At 71.2% G+C, this 18,992-nt stretch carries 14 protein-coding genes; 4 read left to right on the top strand and 10 right to left on the bottom strand.

Features of this window, described 5'->3' with window-relative positions:
- The 3 genes from ACIHFD_RS52150 to ACIHFD_RS52160 all read right to left on the bottom strand — a co-directional run.
- On the bottom strand, positions 1 to 1,664 hold a 1,664-nt coding region (locus ACIHFD_RS52150; protein ID WP_397373248.1), incomplete at its 3' end, for a PAS domain-containing protein.
- A 337-nt stretch (positions 1,665 to 2,001) separates the two neighbouring features.
- On the bottom strand, positions 2,002 to 2,775 hold the full coding sequence (locus ACIHFD_RS52155; RefSeq protein ID WP_397373249.1) for a DUF429 domain-containing protein: 774 nt from the start codon (positions 2,773 to 2,775) through the stop codon (positions 2,002 to 2,004).
- Positions 2,776 to 2,783: 8 nt separating this feature from the next.
- Complete coding sequence (locus ACIHFD_RS52160) at positions 2,784 to 3,461, bottom strand: TetR family transcriptional regulator (RefSeq protein ID WP_397373250.1); 678 nt, start codon at positions 3,459 to 3,461, stop codon at positions 2,784 to 2,786.
- A gap of 116 nt (positions 3,462 to 3,577) precedes the next feature.
- On the opposite strand from ACIHFD_RS52160, the gene ACIHFD_RS52165 reads away from it, so the two are divergent.
- Genes ACIHFD_RS52165 through ACIHFD_RS52180 form a run of 4 tightly spaced genes read left to right on the top strand, consistent with a single transcriptional unit; the run spans position 3,578 to position 7,812 of the window.
- Complete coding sequence (locus ACIHFD_RS52165; protein WP_355209710.1) at positions 3,578 to 4,075, top strand: 2Fe-2S iron-sulfur cluster-binding protein; 498 nt, start codon at positions 3,578 to 3,580, stop codon at positions 4,073 to 4,075.
- The gene (locus ACIHFD_RS52170; RefSeq protein WP_397373251.1) at positions 4,072 to 5,043 is read left to right on the top strand and encodes an FAD binding domain-containing protein; all 972 of its coding nucleotides are present in this window, start codon (positions 4,072 to 4,074) and stop codon (positions 5,041 to 5,043) included. Before ACIHFD_RS52165 ends, ACIHFD_RS52170 begins: the two co-directional genes overlap by 4 nt.
- Before the next feature lie 54 nt (positions 5,044 to 5,097).
- Positions 5,098 to 7,332 (top strand): xanthine dehydrogenase family protein molybdopterin-binding subunit, encoded by a 2,235-nt coding sequence (locus ACIHFD_RS52175; protein ID WP_397373252.1) that lies wholly within the window; start codon positions 5,098 to 5,100, stop codon positions 7,330 to 7,332.
- A 21-nt stretch (positions 7,333 to 7,353) separates the two neighbouring features.
- A complete protein-coding gene (locus ACIHFD_RS52180) occupies positions 7,354 to 7,812 on the top strand; it encodes a nuclear transport factor 2 family protein (RefSeq protein ID WP_363970295.1) in 459 nt (152 codons plus the stop codon).
- A gap of 6 nt (positions 7,813 to 7,818) precedes the next feature.
- On the opposite strand, the gene ACIHFD_RS52185 is transcribed toward ACIHFD_RS52180, so the two are convergent.
- The 7 genes from ACIHFD_RS52185 to ACIHFD_RS52215 all read right to left on the bottom strand — a co-directional run bounded on the left by ACIHFD_RS52185 (position 7,819) and on the right by ACIHFD_RS52215 (position 18,967).
- Entirely contained in the window at positions 7,819 to 9,111 is a 1,293-nt protein-coding gene (locus ACIHFD_RS52185) for an ArsB/NhaD family transporter (RefSeq protein WP_363970293.1), read from the bottom strand.
- Positions 9,112 to 9,231: 120 nt separating this feature from the next.
- Positions 9,232 to 9,840 (bottom strand): dihydrofolate reductase family protein, encoded by a 609-nt coding sequence (locus ACIHFD_RS52190; RefSeq protein WP_397373253.1) that lies wholly within the window; start codon positions 9,838 to 9,840, stop codon positions 9,232 to 9,234.
- A gap of 105 nt (positions 9,841 to 9,945) precedes the next feature.
- The gene (locus ACIHFD_RS52195; protein WP_397373254.1) at positions 9,946 to 11,130 is read right to left on the bottom strand and encodes a site-2 protease family protein; all 1,185 of its coding nucleotides are present in this window, start codon (positions 11,128 to 11,130) and stop codon (positions 9,946 to 9,948) included.
- 71 nt (positions 11,131 to 11,201) lie between these two features.
- Positions 11,202 to 12,089 (bottom strand): LysR family transcriptional regulator, encoded by an 888-nt coding sequence (locus tag ACIHFD_RS52200; protein WP_397373255.1) that lies wholly within the window; start codon positions 12,087 to 12,089, stop codon positions 11,202 to 11,204.
- Complete coding sequence (locus ACIHFD_RS52205) at positions 12,086 to 12,793, bottom strand: hypothetical protein (protein ID WP_397373256.1); 708 nt, start codon at positions 12,791 to 12,793, stop codon at positions 12,086 to 12,088. Before ACIHFD_RS52205 ends, ACIHFD_RS52200 begins: the two co-directional genes overlap by 4 nt.
- Positions 12,794 to 12,847: 54 nt before the next feature.
- Positions 12,848 to 14,899 (bottom strand): sensor histidine kinase, encoded by a 2,052-nt coding sequence (locus tag ACIHFD_RS52210; RefSeq protein ID WP_397373257.1) that lies wholly within the window; start codon positions 14,897 to 14,899, stop codon positions 12,848 to 12,850.
- A 156-nt stretch (positions 14,900 to 15,055) separates the two neighbouring features.
- Positions 15,056 to 18,967 (bottom strand): Ig-like domain-containing protein, encoded by a 3,912-nt coding sequence (locus tag ACIHFD_RS52215; protein WP_397373258.1) that lies wholly within the window; start codon positions 18,965 to 18,967, stop codon positions 15,056 to 15,058.
- Between the last annotated feature and the right edge of the window lie 25 nt (positions 18,968 to 18,992).

The raw sequence follows: 18,992 nt of genomic DNA on the forward strand, positions 1-18,992 counted from the left end.
AGCGGGATGACGTCGTACCAGTCGCCGCCCACCTCCATGTCCTTGCCGGCGGGCAGGTAGCGGGCCGCGGCGGTGACCGCGGGCACGTCGGGCAGGTCGCGGGGGAGCAGCCCGCGCTGCAGTTCCTGGGCGCGCGTGTGCTCCCTGTCGTACAGGCGGGCCCGTTCCATGGCCTGGGCGACCAGCCCGCTGAGCGTGGTGAGCAGGTTGCGCTCCTCGCCCGTGAACTGGCGCGGATCGGTGAAGGAGACGACGCAGCTGCCGACGGGGCGTCCCGAGGCGATCAGCGGCAGGAAGGCCCACGCTTGTTTGTCTCCCACCACCGGAAGATCGGCTGTCATGGGGTAGCACTCGATGCACTCCTCGAGCGAGCTGATGAAGATCGGGGAGTGCCCCCGCAGGACCCCCGTGATCGGGAGTCCCCAGGAGGCCGGCATCTGGGACACCTGATCGATGACCTCCGTTGGATACCCGGTGAACCCGACCGGCCGCAGGTGGTCACCCTCCAGGAAGGCGAGTATCAGCCCGGAGGCACCGAGCAACGGCAGGATGTGATCGGCGGCGGCGTCCACGACGTCTCGAACGGTGACCGCCTCGGCCAGCGCCCTGGTCAACTGCCTGATATGGGAGGCCCGCGCCACGGAAGCGCCCTCGCCGTCACGCGTCTGCGGTTCCAGGACCGTCTCCAGGACGTCATGGGTCTTGGTGACGTTCCACAGGGTGCCGACCATGTGTGCCGGTTCACCGTTCTCATCGAACACCGGTCGGCCACGGACTCGCACCCAGCCGGACGTCCCGTCCGGGCGGCACACTCGATACTCGGTGCTGTGCATCCTCCCCGTGCGGATCGCCTCGTCGATGTCGGATAGCACCCACGGCAGATCCTCGGGGTGGATGGTGCCCATCCAGGTCTCGATTCGCCTGTCGAAGGTGCCCGGACCGAGGCCGAGCACGGTGAGCATCGCGTCGTTCCAGATGACGTCACCGGTCCAGATGTTCCAGTCCCATGTGCCGACCGCCTGCAGGTCCTGCTGCGGATGCGAGTTGGTGGGCTGTTCCGGCCGCCCCCGAATGGTCGGACCGGGCGGAGGCGCGGTGGACTTGTTCAGACGCTCGCCGGCCCAGCGGCCCAGCGTGTCGAGAAAGACCCGTTGCCCGGCCGACGGCTCGTGCGGGGAGGCCGTCACGATCGAGAGCGTGCCGATCGGACCGCCGGGGCCGAACAGCGGGACGGCCGCCATCGCCGTGCCGACCGGCCAGTACCAGGATTCGGCTGCGGCCCTGTCCGGTCGCCGGCTCGCCGTCGCACCATCTTCGGGCATCCCATCGGCGAGCTTCGCCATGGACACCCGCACGAACCCACCGTCCCGGAACGCGCGCGCCGGGGCGAGCGGACCGTTCCCGTCAATGCGCTCCCACACCCGGGTGAAGGCCGGGGGGAATCCGCTGGCCACCGCCAGGCGCAACCCGCCGCCGTAGCCGGGACTGCCAAGATGCACCATGCCGCCCAGCCCGGCAAGCTCAGCCACCGCCTGCTGGATCGCGAACCGCAGGACCTCGATCCCCCACAGATCGTCACCGACCACCGCCAGGAGCCGTTTCCGCTGCTCGGAAACCAGGTCCGTCCGCATGATCCGCGGATCTTGCGCACGCCGTTCGCCCATCCCCATTCCCTGCCCTTCACCACGTCACCAGGGTCTCCGTCGGGGTCAAGTGCGATCCTGCGGAGCCCGGGCTCTGGGACGCGCCTGCGGCACTGATTCGAGAGGAATCTGCATATATATGGCGATATATACAGACTACAACTACGCATGATGCCGCCTGCGGCGTAGGAGTTTCCGAGCCGCGTGGCCGAGGCGATCGCCGCCCACGAGCGTGGCGACCGCGAGATGATCCCCTACGACGGCAAGCCGCCCTGTACGCCGACCTGGACCTATCAGCCTCCGGCGAGCTGGGACGTCCCTTCGGTGGCACGCTCGGCGGCGTTCCGTGGGCAGCTGATCAAGATCTGGTCGACCGTCCCCGGTCGTTGGTGGCGAGGCGGTCCAGGGGTGTGGTGGGCAGGGCGATCCAGCCCTCGGTGGTCGCCGCGCTCGCCTGCTCCCCCGTCGGTACGGTGACCAGGCCGAGGGCGGCGGCGCGGGCGGCGAGGGCCGACACGACGGCGTCGGTGACGTGGTCCGAGGCCCGGCAGAGGGGCTCGTGTTCGCCCAGGTCCAGCCATGGCGCCGCCTCCTGGAGCCGGTCCACTAGGTGGCCCAGCTCGGCGAGGTTCGCGGTGCGCTTGTAGCCGCGGTGCGGCAGGCCCCACTGCTTCAGGCAGGCTGCGGGGTAGACCTCCACGACGGCGCCGGCGCCGCGGCGGTCGACCGGGTGGTCTCGGCGGGCGAGCTCGGCCAGGAGGGCGGCGCAGCGCATGGTGGCGTGCGCGATGCGGTCGGCCGACACGCTCAGCGGGGTCAGGCCGGTCTGCTGGTGTACGACCTGGTCGGTGACCCGTAGTGCCAGGTCGCGGCGCCAGGCCCGGCCTGCCAGGTCCGGCGGCACCTGGACGTGACCGGTGCGGTGGGCGGTGACGAAGTCGACGAACCGGTCGGGCCAGCCGAGCGGGCAGTCGATCCCCGCCTTGTCCGCGGCCATGACCGCCTCGACGATCAGGGCGTCGTCCGCCCCGGCCACCACCCTGACGAGCCGCGCGCGTCCGGTCGACCAGTCGAGCCAGGCCACCGCGGTTCGCACCGCCTCCGCGGCGAGATCGACGCCGACCGTCACCATCCGCGGGCTCAGTCCTCTCTGAGCGTGGGGAGGCCAGCGAGGAGTGCCTTGAGGGCGCGGACGAGGGTGGGGACGAAGTCGGGGCAGGTCGCGGCGATGTCGGGGTCCTGGGCGTAGAGTTCGGCGAGCACCGGAGAGGGGTTCGCGACGGGGTAGAGGACGCTGGCCAGGGCGGTGGCGGCCGCGACCAGTTCCGTTCCCTCGTCGGCCGTCAAGCCGGTCACTCGGGCGACCTGCTCGCCCAGGTCGGCGATGACGGCATGGATGGCGCGTTTGAACGTGCGGGCCGCCTCGACGGAGACGTTGTGCTCCAGGGTCGTCGCGGTCTGGCTGAGGAGGTCGCACAGGAGCGGCCGGTCCGCGATCGTCTCCGCGAGCGCCGCTGCGACCCCGCCCGCTGCGACCCCACCCGACGCAACCCCGCCCGGCGGGGCGTCGAGGCGGGCGGTTACGGCCGCCGCCCACTGGTGCCACTCGTCGGCGGCCAGGATGAGGTAGATCTCCTCGCGAGTCCCGAAATAGCGCATGATGTTGGACTTCGCCAGCCCGACGGCCTCCGCGACCGCCCCCAGGCTGACGTTCCGAACCCCCGAGGCCATGGCGAGATCGCGGGCGGCCGCGAGGATCTCCTCGCGCCGCTGCTGCTTGTGCTCCGGCCGCCTGGCCCGGACGAATGCCCGCTTCATGTCGCGCTCCAGCATAGGTGACCAGACTTTAGAGGACGACGTTCTCTTGTTAAGGAAACACCGTTCTGTTAGCGTCGGCATCCTACGGAGGGGAGAAACGTGTGACAGAGCTACAAATGCGGGTGAACGGCGTCACCCGGACCCTCGACATCGAGCCCTGGGTCAGCCTGCTCGACGCGCTGCGCGACCACCTCGGGCTGACCGGCCCGAAGAAGGGCTGCGACCAGGGTGCCTGCGGCGCGTGCACGGTTCTCGCGGACGGGGTGCGGATCAACGCCTGCCTGGCCCTGGCCGTGCAGTACGCCGACAAGGAGATCACCACGATCGAGGGGATCGCGAAGGGCGAGGACGGCACGCACCCGATGCAGGAGGCGTTCGTGCGCCATGACGGGTTCCAGTGCGGTTACTGCACCTCGGGCCAGATCTGCTCGGCCGTCGCCATGCTGACCGAGCACGCCGCCGGCATGCCCAGTGCCGTCACCCCCACGACAGAGCGCATCGAGCTGACCGATGACGAGATCAGGGAGCGCATGAGCGGGAACCTGTGCCGGTGCGGCGCCTACAACGGCATCCTCGACGCCATCAAGGACGTCGCCGCGCAGGAGGCGCCATGAAGCCGTTCACGTACGTGAAGCCGCTCGACATCGACGAGGCCCTGCAAGCGGCCGGCCCCACCGTCAAGTTCCTGGGCGGAGGGACGAATCTGGTCGACCTCATGCGCGAGGGCATCGAACATCCCGAAACGCTGGTCGACCTCACCGGCCTGCCGCTCGACGAGGTGGACGAGCTGCCCGGCGGCGGCCTGCGGATCGGCGCGCTGGTACGCAACAGCGCGCTCGCCGCCGACCGCCGCGTCCGCGCCCGCTACCCGGTCCTGTCGCAGGCCGTGCTCGCCGGCGCCTCCCCCCAGCTGCGCAACATGGCCACCGTCGGCGGCAACCTGCTGCAACGTACCCGCTGCAACTACTTCTACGACCAGGCCCACGCCTGCAACAAGCGCGAGCCGGGCAGCGGCTGCGACGCGCTCGGCGGGTTCAACCGCGGGCACGCGGTCCTGGGCGTGAGCGAGAGCTGCATCGCCACGCATCCGTCCGACATGTGCGTGGCGCTGGCCGCCCTGGACGCCACGGTCGAGGTGCGGAGCGTGCGCGGCACGCGGCGGATCCCCCTGGCCGACTTCCACCTGCTGCCGGGCGACACGCCGCAGGTCGAGAACGCGCTGGCCGAAGACGAGCTGATCACGGCGGTCGAACTGCCGCCCGCGCCGGTCGCGGCCAACTCCCGTTACCGCAAGGTGCGGGACCGGGCGTCGTACGCGTTCGCCCTGGTCTCGGTGGCGGCGGCGCTGGAGGTGCGCGACGGGACCGTGACGGCGGCCCGCCTGGCGCTGGGCGGCGTCGCGACCAAGCCGTGGCGGGCCCTCGAGGCGGAACGGGTCCTGGTCGGCGGCCCGGCGACCGAGGAGGCGTTCGGCCGCGCGGCCGACGCCGAGCTGGCGCCAGCGACGGTCCAGCCGGGCAACGCGTTCAAGGTGGACCTGGCCAGGGCCACGATCGTGGCGACGCTGAGGGAGCTGGCATGAAGATCAAGACGCTGAGGGGCCCGGCATGAGCATCGAGACGTTGAGGGAGCCGGCATGAGCATCAAGTACGTCGGCCGCCCCGTCGACCGGCTCGACAGCCGGGACAAGACCACCGGCCGGGCCCGTTTCGCGGCGGAGCACGACTATCCGGACCTCGCCCACGCCGCCCTCGTGCACTCCACGATCGCCCGCGGCCGCATCACCGCCGTCGACGCGGACGCGGCCCGCGCGGCGAAGGGCGTGATCGAGGTCCTCACCCACGAGAACGCCCCCGCGATGAAGCCCCCGCCCTCCCGGAGCCTGCTGAACCTCAGCACGATGGTCATCGGGACGTCGGTCAACTACCTGGCCACGGACGAGGTGCACTGGAACGGCCAGCCCGTGGCGGTCGTGGTGGCCGAGTCGCCCGAGGCCGCGCGGCACGCGGCGGGCCTGGTGCGGATCACGTACGAGGAACTGCCCGCCGTGGTGGACTTCGCTGCCGAGGAGCCGAACGCCACCCCGCAGAAGGGCAACGCGCTGATGCCGGCGGCGGCGGACAAGGGGGACGCGGAGGCGGCGCTGGCGGCCGCGGCGGTCTCGGTGGACCTGCGCTTCACCACGCCGCCGCACAACCACAACGCGATCGAGCCGCACGCGGCGACCGCCGTGTGGGACGGCGACCGCCTGACCCTGCACGAGAGCACGCAGAGCATCACGTGGCTGCGCAGCCATCTCGCGCAGCGGTTCGGCGTTCCCGAGCGGAACATCCACGTGCTGTCCCCTTACGTGGGCGGCGGGTTCGGCGGCAAGGGCTCGGTGTGGGCGGGCACGCTGCTCGCCGTGCTGGCCGCCCGGGCCACCAAGCGCCCGGTACGGCTGGCGCTCACCCGGGCGGGCGTCTACCACACGGTCGGCGGCCGGACCCCGAGCACTCAGCGGGTCGCGCTGGGCGCGGAATCCGGCGGGAAGCTGACCGCGCTGATCCACACCAGCGTCGCCAGGACGGGCCGGGTCGGCGGCGGCGGCGAGCAGATCACCTCGGCCTCCCGGCACCTGTACGACTCCCCGAACATCCGCCTGCGCCAGAGCCTCGTCCAGCTCGACCTGATCTCCAACACGTTCATGCGGGCCCCGGGCGAGTCCATCGGCACCTATGCCCTGGAATCGGCCATGGACGAGCTGGCCTGCGAGCTGGGCATGGATCCGATCGAGCTGCGGATGCTCAACGAGCCGGCGCGTAACCCGATGGACGGCAAACGGTTCGCGCACCGGATGTTGCGCGAGGCGTACGAGGTGGGGGCGGAGCGGTTCGGGTGGCGTGAGCGCGATCCGCGGCCCGGCTCGATGCGCGACGGGCGGTGGCTGGTCGGCATGGGGGTGGCGTCGGCGTACCACCCGGCGTTCCAGCTCCCGGCGAGCGTCACCGTACGGCTGGGCGCGGACGGTGGGGTCGTGGTGCGGTGCGGCCTGCACGAGATCGGCGTGGGCGCGGCGACCGTGCAGGCGCAGATCGCCGCGGACGAGCTGGGGGTGCCGCTGGAGTCGGTACGCGTCGAGATCGGCGACTCCGAGCTCCCCGCGGGCCCGATGGCGGGCGGTTCCGGGCAGACGGCGAGCGCGGCGGCCAGCGTGCTGGAGGCCTGCCGCAAGCTGCGGCGTTCCGCGCTCGACCTGGCACGCAAGTCGCCGGACTCCCCACTGCGCGGCGTGCGCGATCCGCAGGCCCGCGACGGCGGCCTCTACCAGGGGTCCAGGGGCGAGACGTACGCGGCGATCCTGACCCGGGCGGGCCGCGACCACCTGGAGGCCGCGGCCGGGGGCGGCATGCTGAGGTTCATGGCGAAGACCGTGCGCGACCGCAGCCGGTGGGTGAAGGCCGCGAGCGGGGCGCACTTCTGCGAGGTGCGGGTGGACCGCGACACGGGCGAGGTACGGGTCTCGCGCTGGACGGGCGTGTTCGACGTCGGCACCGTGATCAACGAGAAGACGGTGGCCAGCCAGCTGCGCGGGGGCATCGTGATGGGCATCGGCCTGGCGCTGTCGGAGGAGACGCTGGTCGATCCGCGCAGCGGGCGGATCGTCAACGCCAGCCTGGCCGACTACCACGTGCCCGTGCACGCCGACGTCCCGCGCATCGACGTGCACTGCCTGGACGAGCCGGACCCGACGATGCCGCTCGGGCTGATCGGGGTGGGCGAGGTCGGCATCACGGGCGTGGGCGCGGCCGTGGCCAACGCCGTGCGCCACGCCACGGGCAGGCGTGTCACGGACCTGCCGATCACGCTCGATAAGCTGCTGCCTCTCTGAAGCAGTGCCGAGGAGGCGACCATGTCACGTCCGCCCGTCCCGCCGTTCACCGAGGAGACCGCGCGCGTCAAAGTGCAGGCCGCCGAGGACGCCTGGAACACCTGCGACCCCGACCGCGTCGCGCTCGCGTACACGGAGGACTCGGTGTGGCGCAACCGCGACGAGTTCGTGACCGGCCGCGACGCGATCAGGGACTTCCTGCGCCGCAAATGGGAACGGGAGCTGGACTACTCCCTGCGCAAGGAGCTGTGGGGCGTGCTGGGCGACCGCATCGCGGTCCGGTTCCAGTACGAGTGCCGCGACGCCTCCGGGCAGTGGTGGCGCAGCTACGGCAACGAGCAGTGGGAGTTCGACGAGTCGGGGCTGATGCGGCGCAGGGAGGCGAGCATCAACGACGTGCGCATCGAGGAGAGCGAGCGCCGCATCTTCGGGCCGCGCGGCGACGACGAGCAAGGCGTGGACGTGCTGCCGCTCAGATGAGGTAGCTCAGATGAGGTAGCGCAGCCACAGGTACGGCACCGACAGCGCGACGGTCACGAGCGTGACGACCAGCCCGTACTTGGTGAACTGCCAGAAGCTGATCGGGGTGCCGTTACGGGCGGCGATGCCGATGACGACGACGTTGGCCGCCGCCCCGACGGCCGTGGCGTTCCCGCCCAGGTCGGCCCCGATGGCCAGCGCCCACCACAGCACCTGGGCGGGGCCGTTGCCCCCGTTGGCCTGGACGAGGTCGGCCACGATGGGGCTCATGGTGGCGACGTACGGGATGTTGTCCACGACGGCGGACAGCCCGGCCGAGACCCACAGCAGCAGCATCGTGGTCAGGCCGAGCCGGCCGCCGGTGGCCTCGGAGGCGGCCTTCGAGATCTGGCCGATCACCCCGGTCTCCACCAGCGCCCCCACCATGACGAACAGCCCCGCGAAGAACACCAGCGTCGGCCACTCGACCTCGCGGATGGCCTCCTCGGTCGTCACCCTGGTGGCCGCCACCAGCACCCCCGCGCCCAGCAGCGCCACGACCGACGGCGCGTAGTGCAGCACGGGATGCAGCACGAACGCGGCCAGTACCAGGGCCAGCACGGCGAGCGACTGCCACAGGAGCTTGCGGTCGGCGATGGCCTCCCGCTCGTTCAGCGACATGATCTCCGCGACCCGCTCGGGGTCGTAGCTGAACGACGCCCTGAACAACCACCGGCACAGCCCGACGAACACCACCACCAGCACGACGATCAGCGGCGCCATGTGCGCGAGGAAGTCGTTGAACGTCAGGCCGCCGCGGCTGCCGATGATGATGTTCGGCGGGTCGCCGACCAGCGTGGACGCGCCGCCGATGTTGGACGCCATGGCCTCGGCGATCAGGTACGGCGCCACCGGCAGCGCCAGCCGCTCGCACACCAGGAACGTCACCGGGGCGATCAGCAGCACGGTGGTGACGTTGTCCAGCAGCGCGGAGGCGGAGGCGGTGATCACGATCAGCAGCGCCATGAGCCGGAACGGCTGCCCGCGAGCCCGCTTGGCCGACCAGATCGCCAAATATTCGAATATCCCGGTCTGTTTCAGGACACCGACGATGACCATCATGCCGAGCAGCAGGAAGATCACGTTCCAGTCGATCCCGGTGTGCTCGTCGAAGAACGCCGCGCTCCCGTCGGTGGCGTGGATCAGTAGCATGACCCCCGCCCCGCCGAGCGCCGCCGCGACCCGGTGCACCTTCTCGGTGGCGATCAGCGTGTACGCGAAGAGGAAGGCGGCCACCGCCACCCAGGCGGTGGCGGTCATGGCGACTCGATGAGCATGAGGGGCGACCTCCGGGAACGACGGCACGATCGCCGACCAGACTTCCCGGCACACCCATCAGGAACATATCAAAATGCGTCAAAGCCGCACTATGTTGCCGCGCTATGCGACTGCGCCGTAGGAGGGCTTGCCGGCCCACTCGTACGTGACGTAGACCACGCCGGCGTCGGTGGCGGTCGATCCGGTGAGCTTCAGCCCGGCCGGAGCGGTCCCCTCGGCGAAGAGCCGCTTGCCCTCGCCGAGGATGACGGGGAAGACCAGCAGGCGGTACTCGTCGATCAGCTCGGCCCGCTGCAGCGTGCGGAGGAGGTCGCTGCTGCCCTGGACGAGGATCTCGCCGTCGGTGCTCTTCTTGAGCTCGGCCACCGTCTCGGCCGCCTCACCCACCAGGACCCGCGTGTTGCGCCAGTCGGCGGTCATCGGGGTCCTCGTGGTGACGTACTTCGGCATGCCGTTGATCTTGGCGCCGCCCTCCTCGTCGGGCACGTCCGGCCAGTACGACGAAAGGATGTCGTACGACCGGCGGCCCAGGAGCATGCCGTCCGCCCGCTCGAGCTGCTCCCCCATGATGCGGCCGAACCCCTCGTCCACGTACGGCGGCAGCCAGCCGCCGTGCGGGAAGTCGTTGGAGTCGTCCTCGCCGGGTCCGCCGGGGCCCTGCATGATGCCGTCAAGGGACAGGAAGGTCGAAACCACCAGCTTGCTCGCCATTTTCGCCACTCCATCTCGCCGTGAGGGCCTTGCGGGCCCTGCCGTCCTTCTGTGGCTTCAGCCTGGCGGACAGCGTTTAAGGATTCCTTACGGCTTCCCTAAGGCCTACGCGGCGTCGCGGTGGTGGCCGTGGTACGGCGGGGCGAGATCGGCGCCGCGCGGCCCCGACAGCGTGGCGTGCAGGTCCGCCATCTGGATCGTCCGGCTGATGTCGGTGGGGGTCAGCAGGCCGATCAGCCGCCCGGCCGGGTCGAGCACGACCGCGCGCCCGTCGGCGCTCCCCTCCATCCTGGCCAGCAGGTCGGTCAGCGGCTCGTCGGGCCGGGCCCGCGGCACCTCCTCCGGCGGGCAGGCGATGTCGGCGAGCCGGGTCGTGCCCCGGCGCTCCGGCTCGACCCGGCGGATCCGGTTGAGCGTCACCAGGCCGGCGAAGGTCCCGTCCGCGGCGACCAGCGGATACGTGGACAGCCGGTGCCGCATCACGACCCGGTCGATGAGGCCGGACACGGTCTCGTCCGGCGAGGCGACCACGGGGTGCCCCGACATCGCCTCCTCGACGCGGACCCCGTGCAGCGCGGTGCCGAGCCGGGTCTGCTGCTCCTCGGCGCTGGCGGCGTTCACCAGGAAGAGGCCGATCAGCGCCAGCCACAGCCCGTCGAAGCTGCGCCCGGTGACCACCTGCAGGAAGCCGATCGCGATGAGCACATATCCGAACCAGCGCCCGGCCCGGGCCGCGGCGATCGCCGCCCGCGCCCGGTCGTGCCACCGCGCCCACAGGATCGCCCGCAGCACCCGCCCGCCGTCCAGCGGGGCGGCCGGCACCAGGTTGAAGATGGCGAGGAGCACGTTCACCCCGGCCAGGTAGGCGAACATGCCGCCTGCCAGCGCCGCCCCGGAGACCAGAAAGGCGACCGCCCCGAACACCACGCCGGCCAGCAGGCTCGTCGCGGGCCCCACCACGGCGATCTTCAGATCCGCACCCGGCGACCGGGGCTCGCCGCGTAGCTCCGCGACCCCGCCCAGCAGCCAGAGCGTGATCCGCGACACCTCGACGCCCTCGTGCCGGGCTACGAGCGCGTGCGCCAGCTCGTGCGCGAGCAGCGAGGCCATGAACAGCACCGCCGCCGCCAGCCCGGCCAGCACGTACGCGGCCCGCGGGTAGCCGGGGAAGACCGCGGGGAACCGTCCGAAACCCAGCCCGAACACCAGGATCGCGACGATCACCAGCACGCTGACATTGAGCCCCACCCGCACGCCCCCGATGCGGCCCAGAGGGATGGATGAACGCATCTCGCCTCCCCTGCGGCTTGATTTGTTCGCTCAAGTGCAACCTGCCCGCAAAACCGCAGCCCAAGCGCTGTTCAGGAAGTGCCGAGCAGCCCCGCCAGCTCGGCGAACGCGGTGGCCGCGGGGAGCGGGTCGGCCGGGAGGGCCAGCAGGATGGTGCGCTCGGAGGCCGGTTCGAGGGGGACGGCGTGGACGCCCGGGTGGTGGGCGGGCAGCGACAGCTCGGGGACGACGGTCACGCCGAGCCCCTCGGCGACCATGGCGAGGATGCTGCCGGTGTCGCGGACGCGGTAGTGGCAGCGCAGGCTCGCCCCCGCCGCCCGAGCCAGGGCCGCGATCAGCGGCTCGCACCCGCCCGTCGACATGATGAACGGGTGCCTGGCCAGCTCGGCGACCGGCACGGAAGCATGTTCGGCCAGCGCGTGACCGCTGGGCAGGACGGCCAGCATCCGGTCGGTGGCCAGCGGGCGCGTGACCAGCCCCGCCACGTCGGTGGCCATGTCAGCGGGCACGGCGCCTGCCGTGAGGGTGCCGACGTCGGCGGCCCCGGTCCGGAGCCAGTCGATCACCTCCCCGTCCGACCCCTCGATCACGGTGAGCCGCACGCGCGGGTGCGACTCACCGTAAAGCCGCAGGATCCGCGGCAGCAGGCGCGCGTTGGCGCTGGGGATGACGCCCACGCGCAGGCTGCCGGTGTCCGCCCCGCGCGCCGCGGCCGCCTCCTGCTCCAGCGCTTCGAGCTGGGTGAGGATGAGCGTTGCACGGCGGTGGACTGCCCGCCCGGCGCTGGTCAGGCGCACCCCGTGGCTCCCCCTGACGAGCAGGGAGAGGCCGAGCTCGCTCTCCAGGCCGCGCAGGGCGTGGCTGACCGCGGACTGCGTGGTGTTCAGCTCCTCGGCCGCGCGGGTCATGTTGCCGGTACGCGCGACCGCCAGCAGGATCCTGAGCTGCGTGAACGTCATAGCGCCGCGCGCAGCAACCCCACGACCAGCGGGTGCGGCCGTCCGGGCAGCGATCTCGTCTGCGGCACGAAGAGCGTGGCCAGGTAGAACGGGTGGCCGGGCAGCTCCAGCACCCGGGCCTCGCCGCTGTCGTCCCTGCCTGTCACACGGCCCGTCACGCGCAGGCCGCCCTCGTGCAGGGCGCTCTGGTGGGCCGGGTTGAGGCCGAAATTGCAGTAGTACTGCTCCTTCACCTCGCTCTCGCCGTACAGGGCCGCCACCGTGGAGCCCGGCGTGAGCGTGACCGGCATGGTCCGGCCCGCGAGGGAGCAGGTCAGCTCGGAAATGAACAGGTTGGACGCGTACGGGTCGTACTCGGCGTGCTGCGCGTCCTCGAACCCGAGCACGTGGCGGGCGTACTCGATCACCATGTGCTGGCTGCCGCCGCACGTCCCCAGGGTGGGCACGCCGTGCTCGCGACCGTGCCGGAGCGCGGCCAGCGCGCCGCGCAGGCTGCGGTACGGGCTCCCAGGGGCGCACCACAGCACGTCGGCGGCCCGCACGCCGGACAGGTCGGATTCGAGCGGCTCGGTGGCCAGCCAGCGGACCTCGACCGTGATTCCCAGGTGATCGGCGGCGTGGCCCAGCGCGCCGTCGGTGGCCACGTGCGGGACGAACGTCTTGTCGTGGTCCCCGACGACCGCGACCTTCAGCGAGGACTTCATGCGCCCACTATGCGGGGGCCAAGGCATGAACACCAATACTGAGCTGCGCAAATGTCATGAGTGAACGCTCATGTCAGCCGGAGGCGCGGTCAGGAGCGGCAGCATGACCTCCACGCGCGTCCCGGCCCCGGGCTCGCCGCCGACCACGCAGATCCCGCCCAGCTCCGCCGCCCGCTCGCGCATCGAGCCGAGCCCCACGCCCGCGCGATGCTCCTCGGGCAGCCCCTTGCCGTCGTCGGCGATCAGCACGCGCAGCACCGACCGCTCCCGCTGCAGGACGATCCGGCAGCTGGACGCCTGGGCGTGCCGCCGGACGTTGGTGAGCGCCTCCTGGATGATCCGGTAGACCGCCACCTCGACGGCCGCGGGCAGCTCCGACAGCTCGCCCTGCACCTCGACCTCCGCCGGCGGCGCCGACTGCCCGGCCAGGTCGCCGATCGCGCGGACCAGGCCGAGGTCGTCGAGGGCGGGCGGGCGCAGGCCGTACACGAGCTCGCGGATGTCCCCCGTGACCGCGCCCATGCCCGTGTGCAGCTCCCGTAGCAGCTCGTCGGCGACCTCCGGGGACTTCTTGAGGCTGAGCCTGGCCATGTTGATGGTCATCGCCATGGCCGAGAGCGTCTGGCCGAGCCCGTCGTGCAGGTCGCGGCGCAGGCGGCGGCGCTCCTCCTCCCTGGTCGTCAGGATGCGCTCCCTGGAACGTTGCAGGTCCGCCGCCATCCGCACCGCGTGGGCCACGTCCGCGGCGTACGGGGTGAGCGTGGCCAGCACCCGCTCGTTGTGCGCGGCGGGGAAGCGGCGCGGGCCCGGCAGGCCGACGAGCAGGCGGCCGACCCGCTCCCCGTGCCAGACCAGCGGCACCTCGCGGGGAATCGGGCCCACCCGGCCGTTCTCCACGTAGCGGGGCTCGCCGTCGGCCACCTCCACGGCCACGCCCTCGACCGCCAGGCCGTCGCGCAGCACGCTCACCACCGAGGTCAGCGCCTTGGCCGGGTCGCCGCGCCGGACCGCCTGGGTCAGGCGCTCGGCCAGCACGCCGGGGTCGCCGACGGCGCCGTACAGGAGCCGATCCACGGCCTGCTGCAGCGCCCGCCGCAGCGGCTGGAAGAAGGCGCCCGCGAACAGCGCGGCGGCGATCCCGGCCACCTGGCCGTACCCGGAGACGAGCAGGCCGGACAGCGCGCCCGCGCCGAAGTAGACGGCGCTGACCACGGCCACCACGCCGGCGGCCACGAACGCCCGGCTGATCACCGTGTCGATGCCGTAGAGCCGGTACCGCATCACCGAGAACGCCATCGCGACCGGGATGATCGCCGCCCAGCCGAACGCGATCCACGTGAGCGCGGGCACGAACGCGGCCACGACCAGGAACACGATGTAGCCGGCGAACGCCAGCAGCGGCCAGCCGATCTGCCGCCTGGTGACGGAGTCCGCGTGCCGCAACCGCACCGTCAGCGACAGCGCCGACAGCGCCATGGCGACGTAGATGCCCGTCCAGGCGATCGCCGAGACCGTCGGCCCGTACGGGGCCAGCGCGGGGATCTGCAGCGGGTTCGGGATGACCTGGGGGTACGGGTACGCCTCGACGGGCCCCGGCACGCGGAACACGGCGCGCAGGAAGTCGGCCGTGATGGAGGCCACGCCCAGCGCCAGGGCGAGGCGCCAGCGCGGCGAGGGCAGGCGGCCGTCGGGCGAGTACAGCGGCAGCACCATCGTGAGCGTCACGCCGCACACCGCCCAGCCGAGGTGGCCCGGCAGCCGCAGGTAGCCCGCGAGGACGAGGTCGCCGCCGGCGGCGGCGTGGAACATCATCGCCTGCGCGAAGTCGCTGACGGCGGCGGCCAGGCCGCCCGCGCACATCAGCCACGCCAGGTTGAGGCGGGGCCGGTGGAAGATGAGGAACGCGCCGACCGCGGGGAACGTCAGCGCGGCGGCCGTCTGCGGGGACACCGTCCGCTCGGGCGTCCACGCCTCGGGCAGTCCAGCCCAGATCAGCAGCGCGACCACGGTGAGCGCCGGCGACACCACCGCCATGATCACGGAGGCGATTCTCACCCCCCGTCCCGGCTTCTCGTCATCGGCGACCTCGGCGAATCCCCCAGCCATCCCGCGCTCCGCCTCTCCGATCCCCGGCACGCCTCCCGTAGAAGAGGATTATGACCCCTTAATCGGGATGAATCCGTACGGCGTTTCCGGGACGTTATCCGCGGGGCCCTGCCCTGGCCCGCGATCGCCGCTGAGCCAGGGCAGGGAGCATCGGTGCTACCCGACGGTAACCGTGGCCTTGGCGGCGACCGTCGTGCCCGCCACCTGACCGTTCACCGTGAACGTGCCCGGCTGGGCGTACTTGTCAGGGCTGATCGCCTCCCAGGTGACCTCGACGGAGCCGTCCTTCGACCCGTCGTTGTACGTCGCCACGACGGTCCCGGGCAGCGAGGGAGCGACCCCGGCCCGGGTGGCGACGGCCTCCTCGGCGATCGAGGTGATCGTCACCGCCGAGGTCGTGCGGACGTACACGGTGGCCTGGGCGGGCTGGCGCACGCCCTCGGCCAGGCCGACGACCGTGAAGCTGGTGCCGCCGGTCTTGACCTGGTCGGACGTCACCTGCTGCCAGGTGACGGCGGCCGAACTGCGGGTGCCGTCCGCGTAGAGGGTCTCCACGGTGGCGGGCAGCTTCGGCAGCGTGCCGGCCAGGGTGGGGATGTGCACGGGGCGCACGGAGTCCGGCGGGACCTCGTACGCCTTGACCTCCAGCAGGCCGACCGACGCCCCGCCGGCCTCGAGCTGGACGCGCAGCTTCGAGGTCGTCACGGTGTCGAACGCGACCGTGTTGTAGGCGTCCGCCGCCTTCGGGTAGGAGGCGGCGCCGGTGACGTCCTCGAACGAGTCGCCGTCCCAGTACTGGATCTTCCACGAGGCGGGGACGCGCACGCCGCCGCCGTCGTCGAAGAAGTACACGTCGCTCTTGTTGACCCGCACCGCCGACGGCCATTCGAGCTGCACCCACTGCGTGCCCTGCTGCGGCCAGGTGCCCCAGCGCGGGTTGGCGCCGTCGTTGGAGCGCGGCGGGTCGATGCCGTCGTTGATCGCGGTGACCTTCTCCCACGGCGAGGTGTAGGAGGCCGTGGGCGTGGCCTTGGGAGCCACGTTCACCTGCGCGGCCTGCGGCGTCGTGGTCACGGTCACGGTCGTGGAGCTGCTCTTCTCGCCGTCCGTGGCCGTGAGCTTCAGCCGGTACGCGCCCGCCTCGGAGAACGAGACCACTGTGTCGGTGCCCGTCGGGTTGGTGAAGAACGCCTCGCCGGGCCCGTCGACCTTGGCCCACTGGGTCGTGAGCCTGCCCGACGGCAACGCGTCGTCCTTGACCACCGCGTCGAACCTGGCCTGGCCCGGGCGGCTGAACGTGGGATCGGGCACGACCACCACGGACGGCGCCTTGTTCGCGACCGGGCCGGCGCCGGCGCCCGTCAGGTACGCCTGCACCTCCTTCAGCCCCGTCGCGTAACCGGGCTGGTGCGTGACCAGCACCCGCAGCTTCTGCGTCGTGACGGCCGGGAAGCGGACCACGTTGAGGTTGGCCCGCGGGTGGGCCGGCTTCCTGGCCTGGCCCGGCACGTCCTTCCAGGTGTCGCCGTCCTGGTACTGCACCGTGTAGAAGGCGGGCTCGCGGTAGCCGCCCGCCTTGCGGTCGTTGGAGAAGCACAGCTTGACCTGGTCGACCTTCTGGGCCGAGCCGAGGTCCGCCGCCAGCCAGTCCTGAGCGTCGCCGGAGCCCTTGCTGCCCCAGTACGGCTCGTTGATCGTGAAGCCGTCCACCGCGCCGGCCGGGTCGCCGTGGGAGGCGGTGGCGGACTTGACCAGGTTCGGGCGGGTGGAGCGCAGGTCCACGCCGGCCTTCTGGAACAGGTCCTCGACGCGGTCGCCCGTCAGCTCGACCTGGGCGGGGGCCTTCATCGAGGCGGCCTTCTCGGCGTACACGACCTGACCGCCCTCGACCTTGCCCGTGGCCGGGTCCCAGACGGCGTGCGCCAGCCCCGACAGGGTGACCTTGCGCTTGCCGTCGATCAGGATCGAGTACCCCTCGGGCACCCCGGCGTAGTGCTTGGTGCCGTCGCCCGGCTTGTCCCAGACGATGGTCAGGTCACGGCCCCGGTAGTTGATGCCGTTGACGCTGAAGTGGTCCCAGCCGATGTCCACCGGCCAGAGCTCGACCTTGCCGTCCGAACGCGGGCGCAGGCCCATGACGTCCTCGATGACGGTCCAGTTGCTGCTGCCCAGGATCGTGTGGTGGATCCAGGAGCGGTAGCCGATGGACTTGGTGCTCTGGTTCCAGTCGGCCCAGAACTCGTTGGCGTCGGGGTAGCGGGTGTCGCCGCCGACGTACTGCGACCAGGCGTTCCAGTACAGGAGCTGCTTGTACTGGTCGGCGGTGATGTACGGCGAGGCGTACTGCCGCAGCGCCTTGGAGAACAGCGCGAAGTTCCGGGTGGAGTTGATCTGCGAGAAGTTGTTGGAGCCGGGGTTACCTGCTGCCGCGGCCTCCGCCTTGTCCTTCTGGTTCGCGGTGTACGCCGGGAAGATCGGATATTCCGCCGGGTCGGTCCACAGGCGCAGCGCCTCCCGGTACTTCGGGTCGTCCGTCGGCACGAGCCCGGTGGCGTACGGGATGTAGTTGTTGGACTCCTTCCACGGGATCAGGTTGCCCGTCTGGAGGTCGCGGTGCTTGAACAGCTTGCTCTGCTCGTCCCAGAGCAGCGTGAGGATGCCGTTCTTGACCTTGTCGGCCACCCCGCGCATCTCGGCCGCCTTGAGGGCGTCGCCGGTCAGCTCGTACGCCTGCGCCGCCGCCATCGCGTTGGCGTACACGTACGCGCCTTCGAGCCGCTCGTTCGCCCGCCCGTAGTAGTGGAACGACACCGCGTCGGCGTCGTTGCCGGTCATGTACTCCCGGTCGTACTCGATGACCCCGTTCTTGTTGGAGTCATAGGCGTTGAGCTGCCCGTACACGTCCTTTTCGGCGTAGCGGGCCAGGTTGCGCAGGATCGACGGCTGGCCGCCGTGGATCTGGTAGCTCTCCAGGGCCGAGGCCGAGATGTACTGCGTGTAGCTGTTCGACCAGTTCTCGGGGTCGCCCGGGTTGTCGGTGTACTTGGAGTTGCGCGAGACCTCGCCCGCCGACACCCACGGCCCGTACGAGTAGATCGGGTCCCGCAGGTACTTCAGGTCCTGCACGAACATCGGCACGGTCAGCACGATCGCGTTGTTGTAGCCCAGCGCCCCCTCGACCGACGTGGGGAACTGGAAGTCGTTCCCGGGGATGTCGGCGTCGAGGAAGTTGAAGCGCATGAGCCACCAGCGGTAGTACACGAACTTCTTGATGTTCTCGTCGGGCACGTCGATGTAGGGCAGGTTCTCGGCCCACCAGGCGTTGTAGTCCTGGAGCTGGCGCCTCAGCGCCGTCTCGGGCGAGCGGCCCTTGTAGCCGTCGTACTCGGCCCGCGACCCGGGCAGCTCGTCGGTGAAGAAGCCCATCTGCACCTTGGTCCGCACGGTCTTGCCCGGCTCGACCGTCAGCGAGCCCTTGAGCGTGCCGTCGGAGACCTTCAGCCCGTCACCGCTGAGCCGGGGGAAGATCGTGGTCAGCTTGTTCTTGGCCCAGACGGTCCCGGTCAGCTCGCGGTCGCCGTCGGGCGTCCTGGTGTACGGCGAGGTCACGGTGATCGGCACGGAGCGCGCCGCGGACCCGGTGTTGGTGATCTCCAGCGTCGTCACGGCCACGTTCTCGTGGGTGATGAACTTCTTCACCCCGACCGACAGGCCGTCACCCGTGTACTGCCCGGTCCAGTGGCTGGGCATCTGCAGGCGCTTGGAGACGTCCTCGGCGAGCTGGGTGCCCAGCGAGACCTCGTACGCGCCGCGGTTGTCGATGCTCTCCCAATACGCCACGAACCCACCGAAGCCGATGACCGAGGGGTCGTGCTCCTTCATGAACAGCGCCCGCCCGCGCGTCATCAACCACGGGCCCGCCGGATCGTCGCCGGGGCGGGCCAGCATGCGGTCGATCCAGTACGAGTCGCCGCCCTTCTCCTTCTTGTAGATCTCCTCCATCATCTTGCGGGGGTGGTACGCCACGGGTTCGGCGGGCACCGGGTCTGCGCCCGTGAACACCGGCATCCCCAGGTCGTCCTGGGCGGCGTAC

The organism is Nonomuraea sp. NPDC051941 (assembly GCF_044593615.1).

What these genes read in the sequence shown, in the direction of transcription:
- ACIHFD_RS52155 (WP_397373249.1), bottom strand. Translation starts at nt 2,775, where the DNA reads ATGGTGACGGTCGGCGTCGATCTCGCCGCGGAGGCGGTGCGAACCGCG.
- ACIHFD_RS52160 (WP_397373250.1), bottom strand. Translation starts at nt 3,461, where the DNA reads ATGAAGCGGGCATTCGTCCGGGCCAGGCGGCCGGAGCACAAGCAGCAG.
- ACIHFD_RS52165 (WP_355209710.1), top strand. Translation starts at nt 3,578, where the DNA reads ATGCGGGTGAACGGCGTCACCCGGACCCTCGACATCGAGCCCTGGGTC.
- ACIHFD_RS52170 (WP_397373251.1), top strand. Translation starts at nt 4,072, where the DNA reads ATGAAGCCGTTCACGTACGTGAAGCCGCTCGACATCGACGAGGCCCTG.
- ACIHFD_RS52175 (WP_397373252.1), top strand. Translation starts at nt 5,098, where the DNA reads ATGAGCATCAAGTACGTCGGCCGCCCCGTCGACCGGCTCGACAGCCGG.
- ACIHFD_RS52180 (WP_363970295.1), top strand. Translation starts at nt 7,354, where the DNA reads ATGTCACGTCCGCCCGTCCCGCCGTTCACCGAGGAGACCGCGCGCGTC.
- ACIHFD_RS52185 (WP_363970293.1), bottom strand. Translation starts at nt 9,111, where the DNA reads ATGACCGCCACCGCCTGGGTGGCGGTGGCCGCCTTCCTCTTCGCGTAC.
- ACIHFD_RS52190 (WP_397373253.1), bottom strand. Translation starts at nt 9,840, where the DNA reads ATGGCGAGCAAGCTGGTGGTTTCGACCTTCCTGTCCCTTGACGGCATC.
- ACIHFD_RS52195 (WP_397373254.1), bottom strand. Translation starts at nt 11,130, where the DNA reads ATGCGTTCATCCATCCCTCTGGGCCGCATCGGGGGCGTGCGGGTGGGG.
- ACIHFD_RS52200 (WP_397373255.1), bottom strand. Translation starts at nt 12,089, where the DNA reads ATGACGTTCACGCAGCTCAGGATCCTGCTGGCGGTCGCGCGTACCGGC.
- ACIHFD_RS52205 (WP_397373256.1), bottom strand. Translation starts at nt 12,793, where the DNA reads ATGAAGTCCTCGCTGAAGGTCGCGGTCGTCGGGGACCACGACAAGACG.
- ACIHFD_RS52210 (WP_397373257.1), bottom strand. Translation starts at nt 14,899, where the DNA reads ATGGCTGGGGGATTCGCCGAGGTCGCCGATGACGAGAAGCCGGGACGG.
- ACIHFD_RS52215 (WP_397373258.1), bottom strand. Translation starts at nt 18,967, where the DNA reads ATGCCGGTGTTCACGGGCGCAGACCCGGTGCCCGCCGAACCCGTGGCG.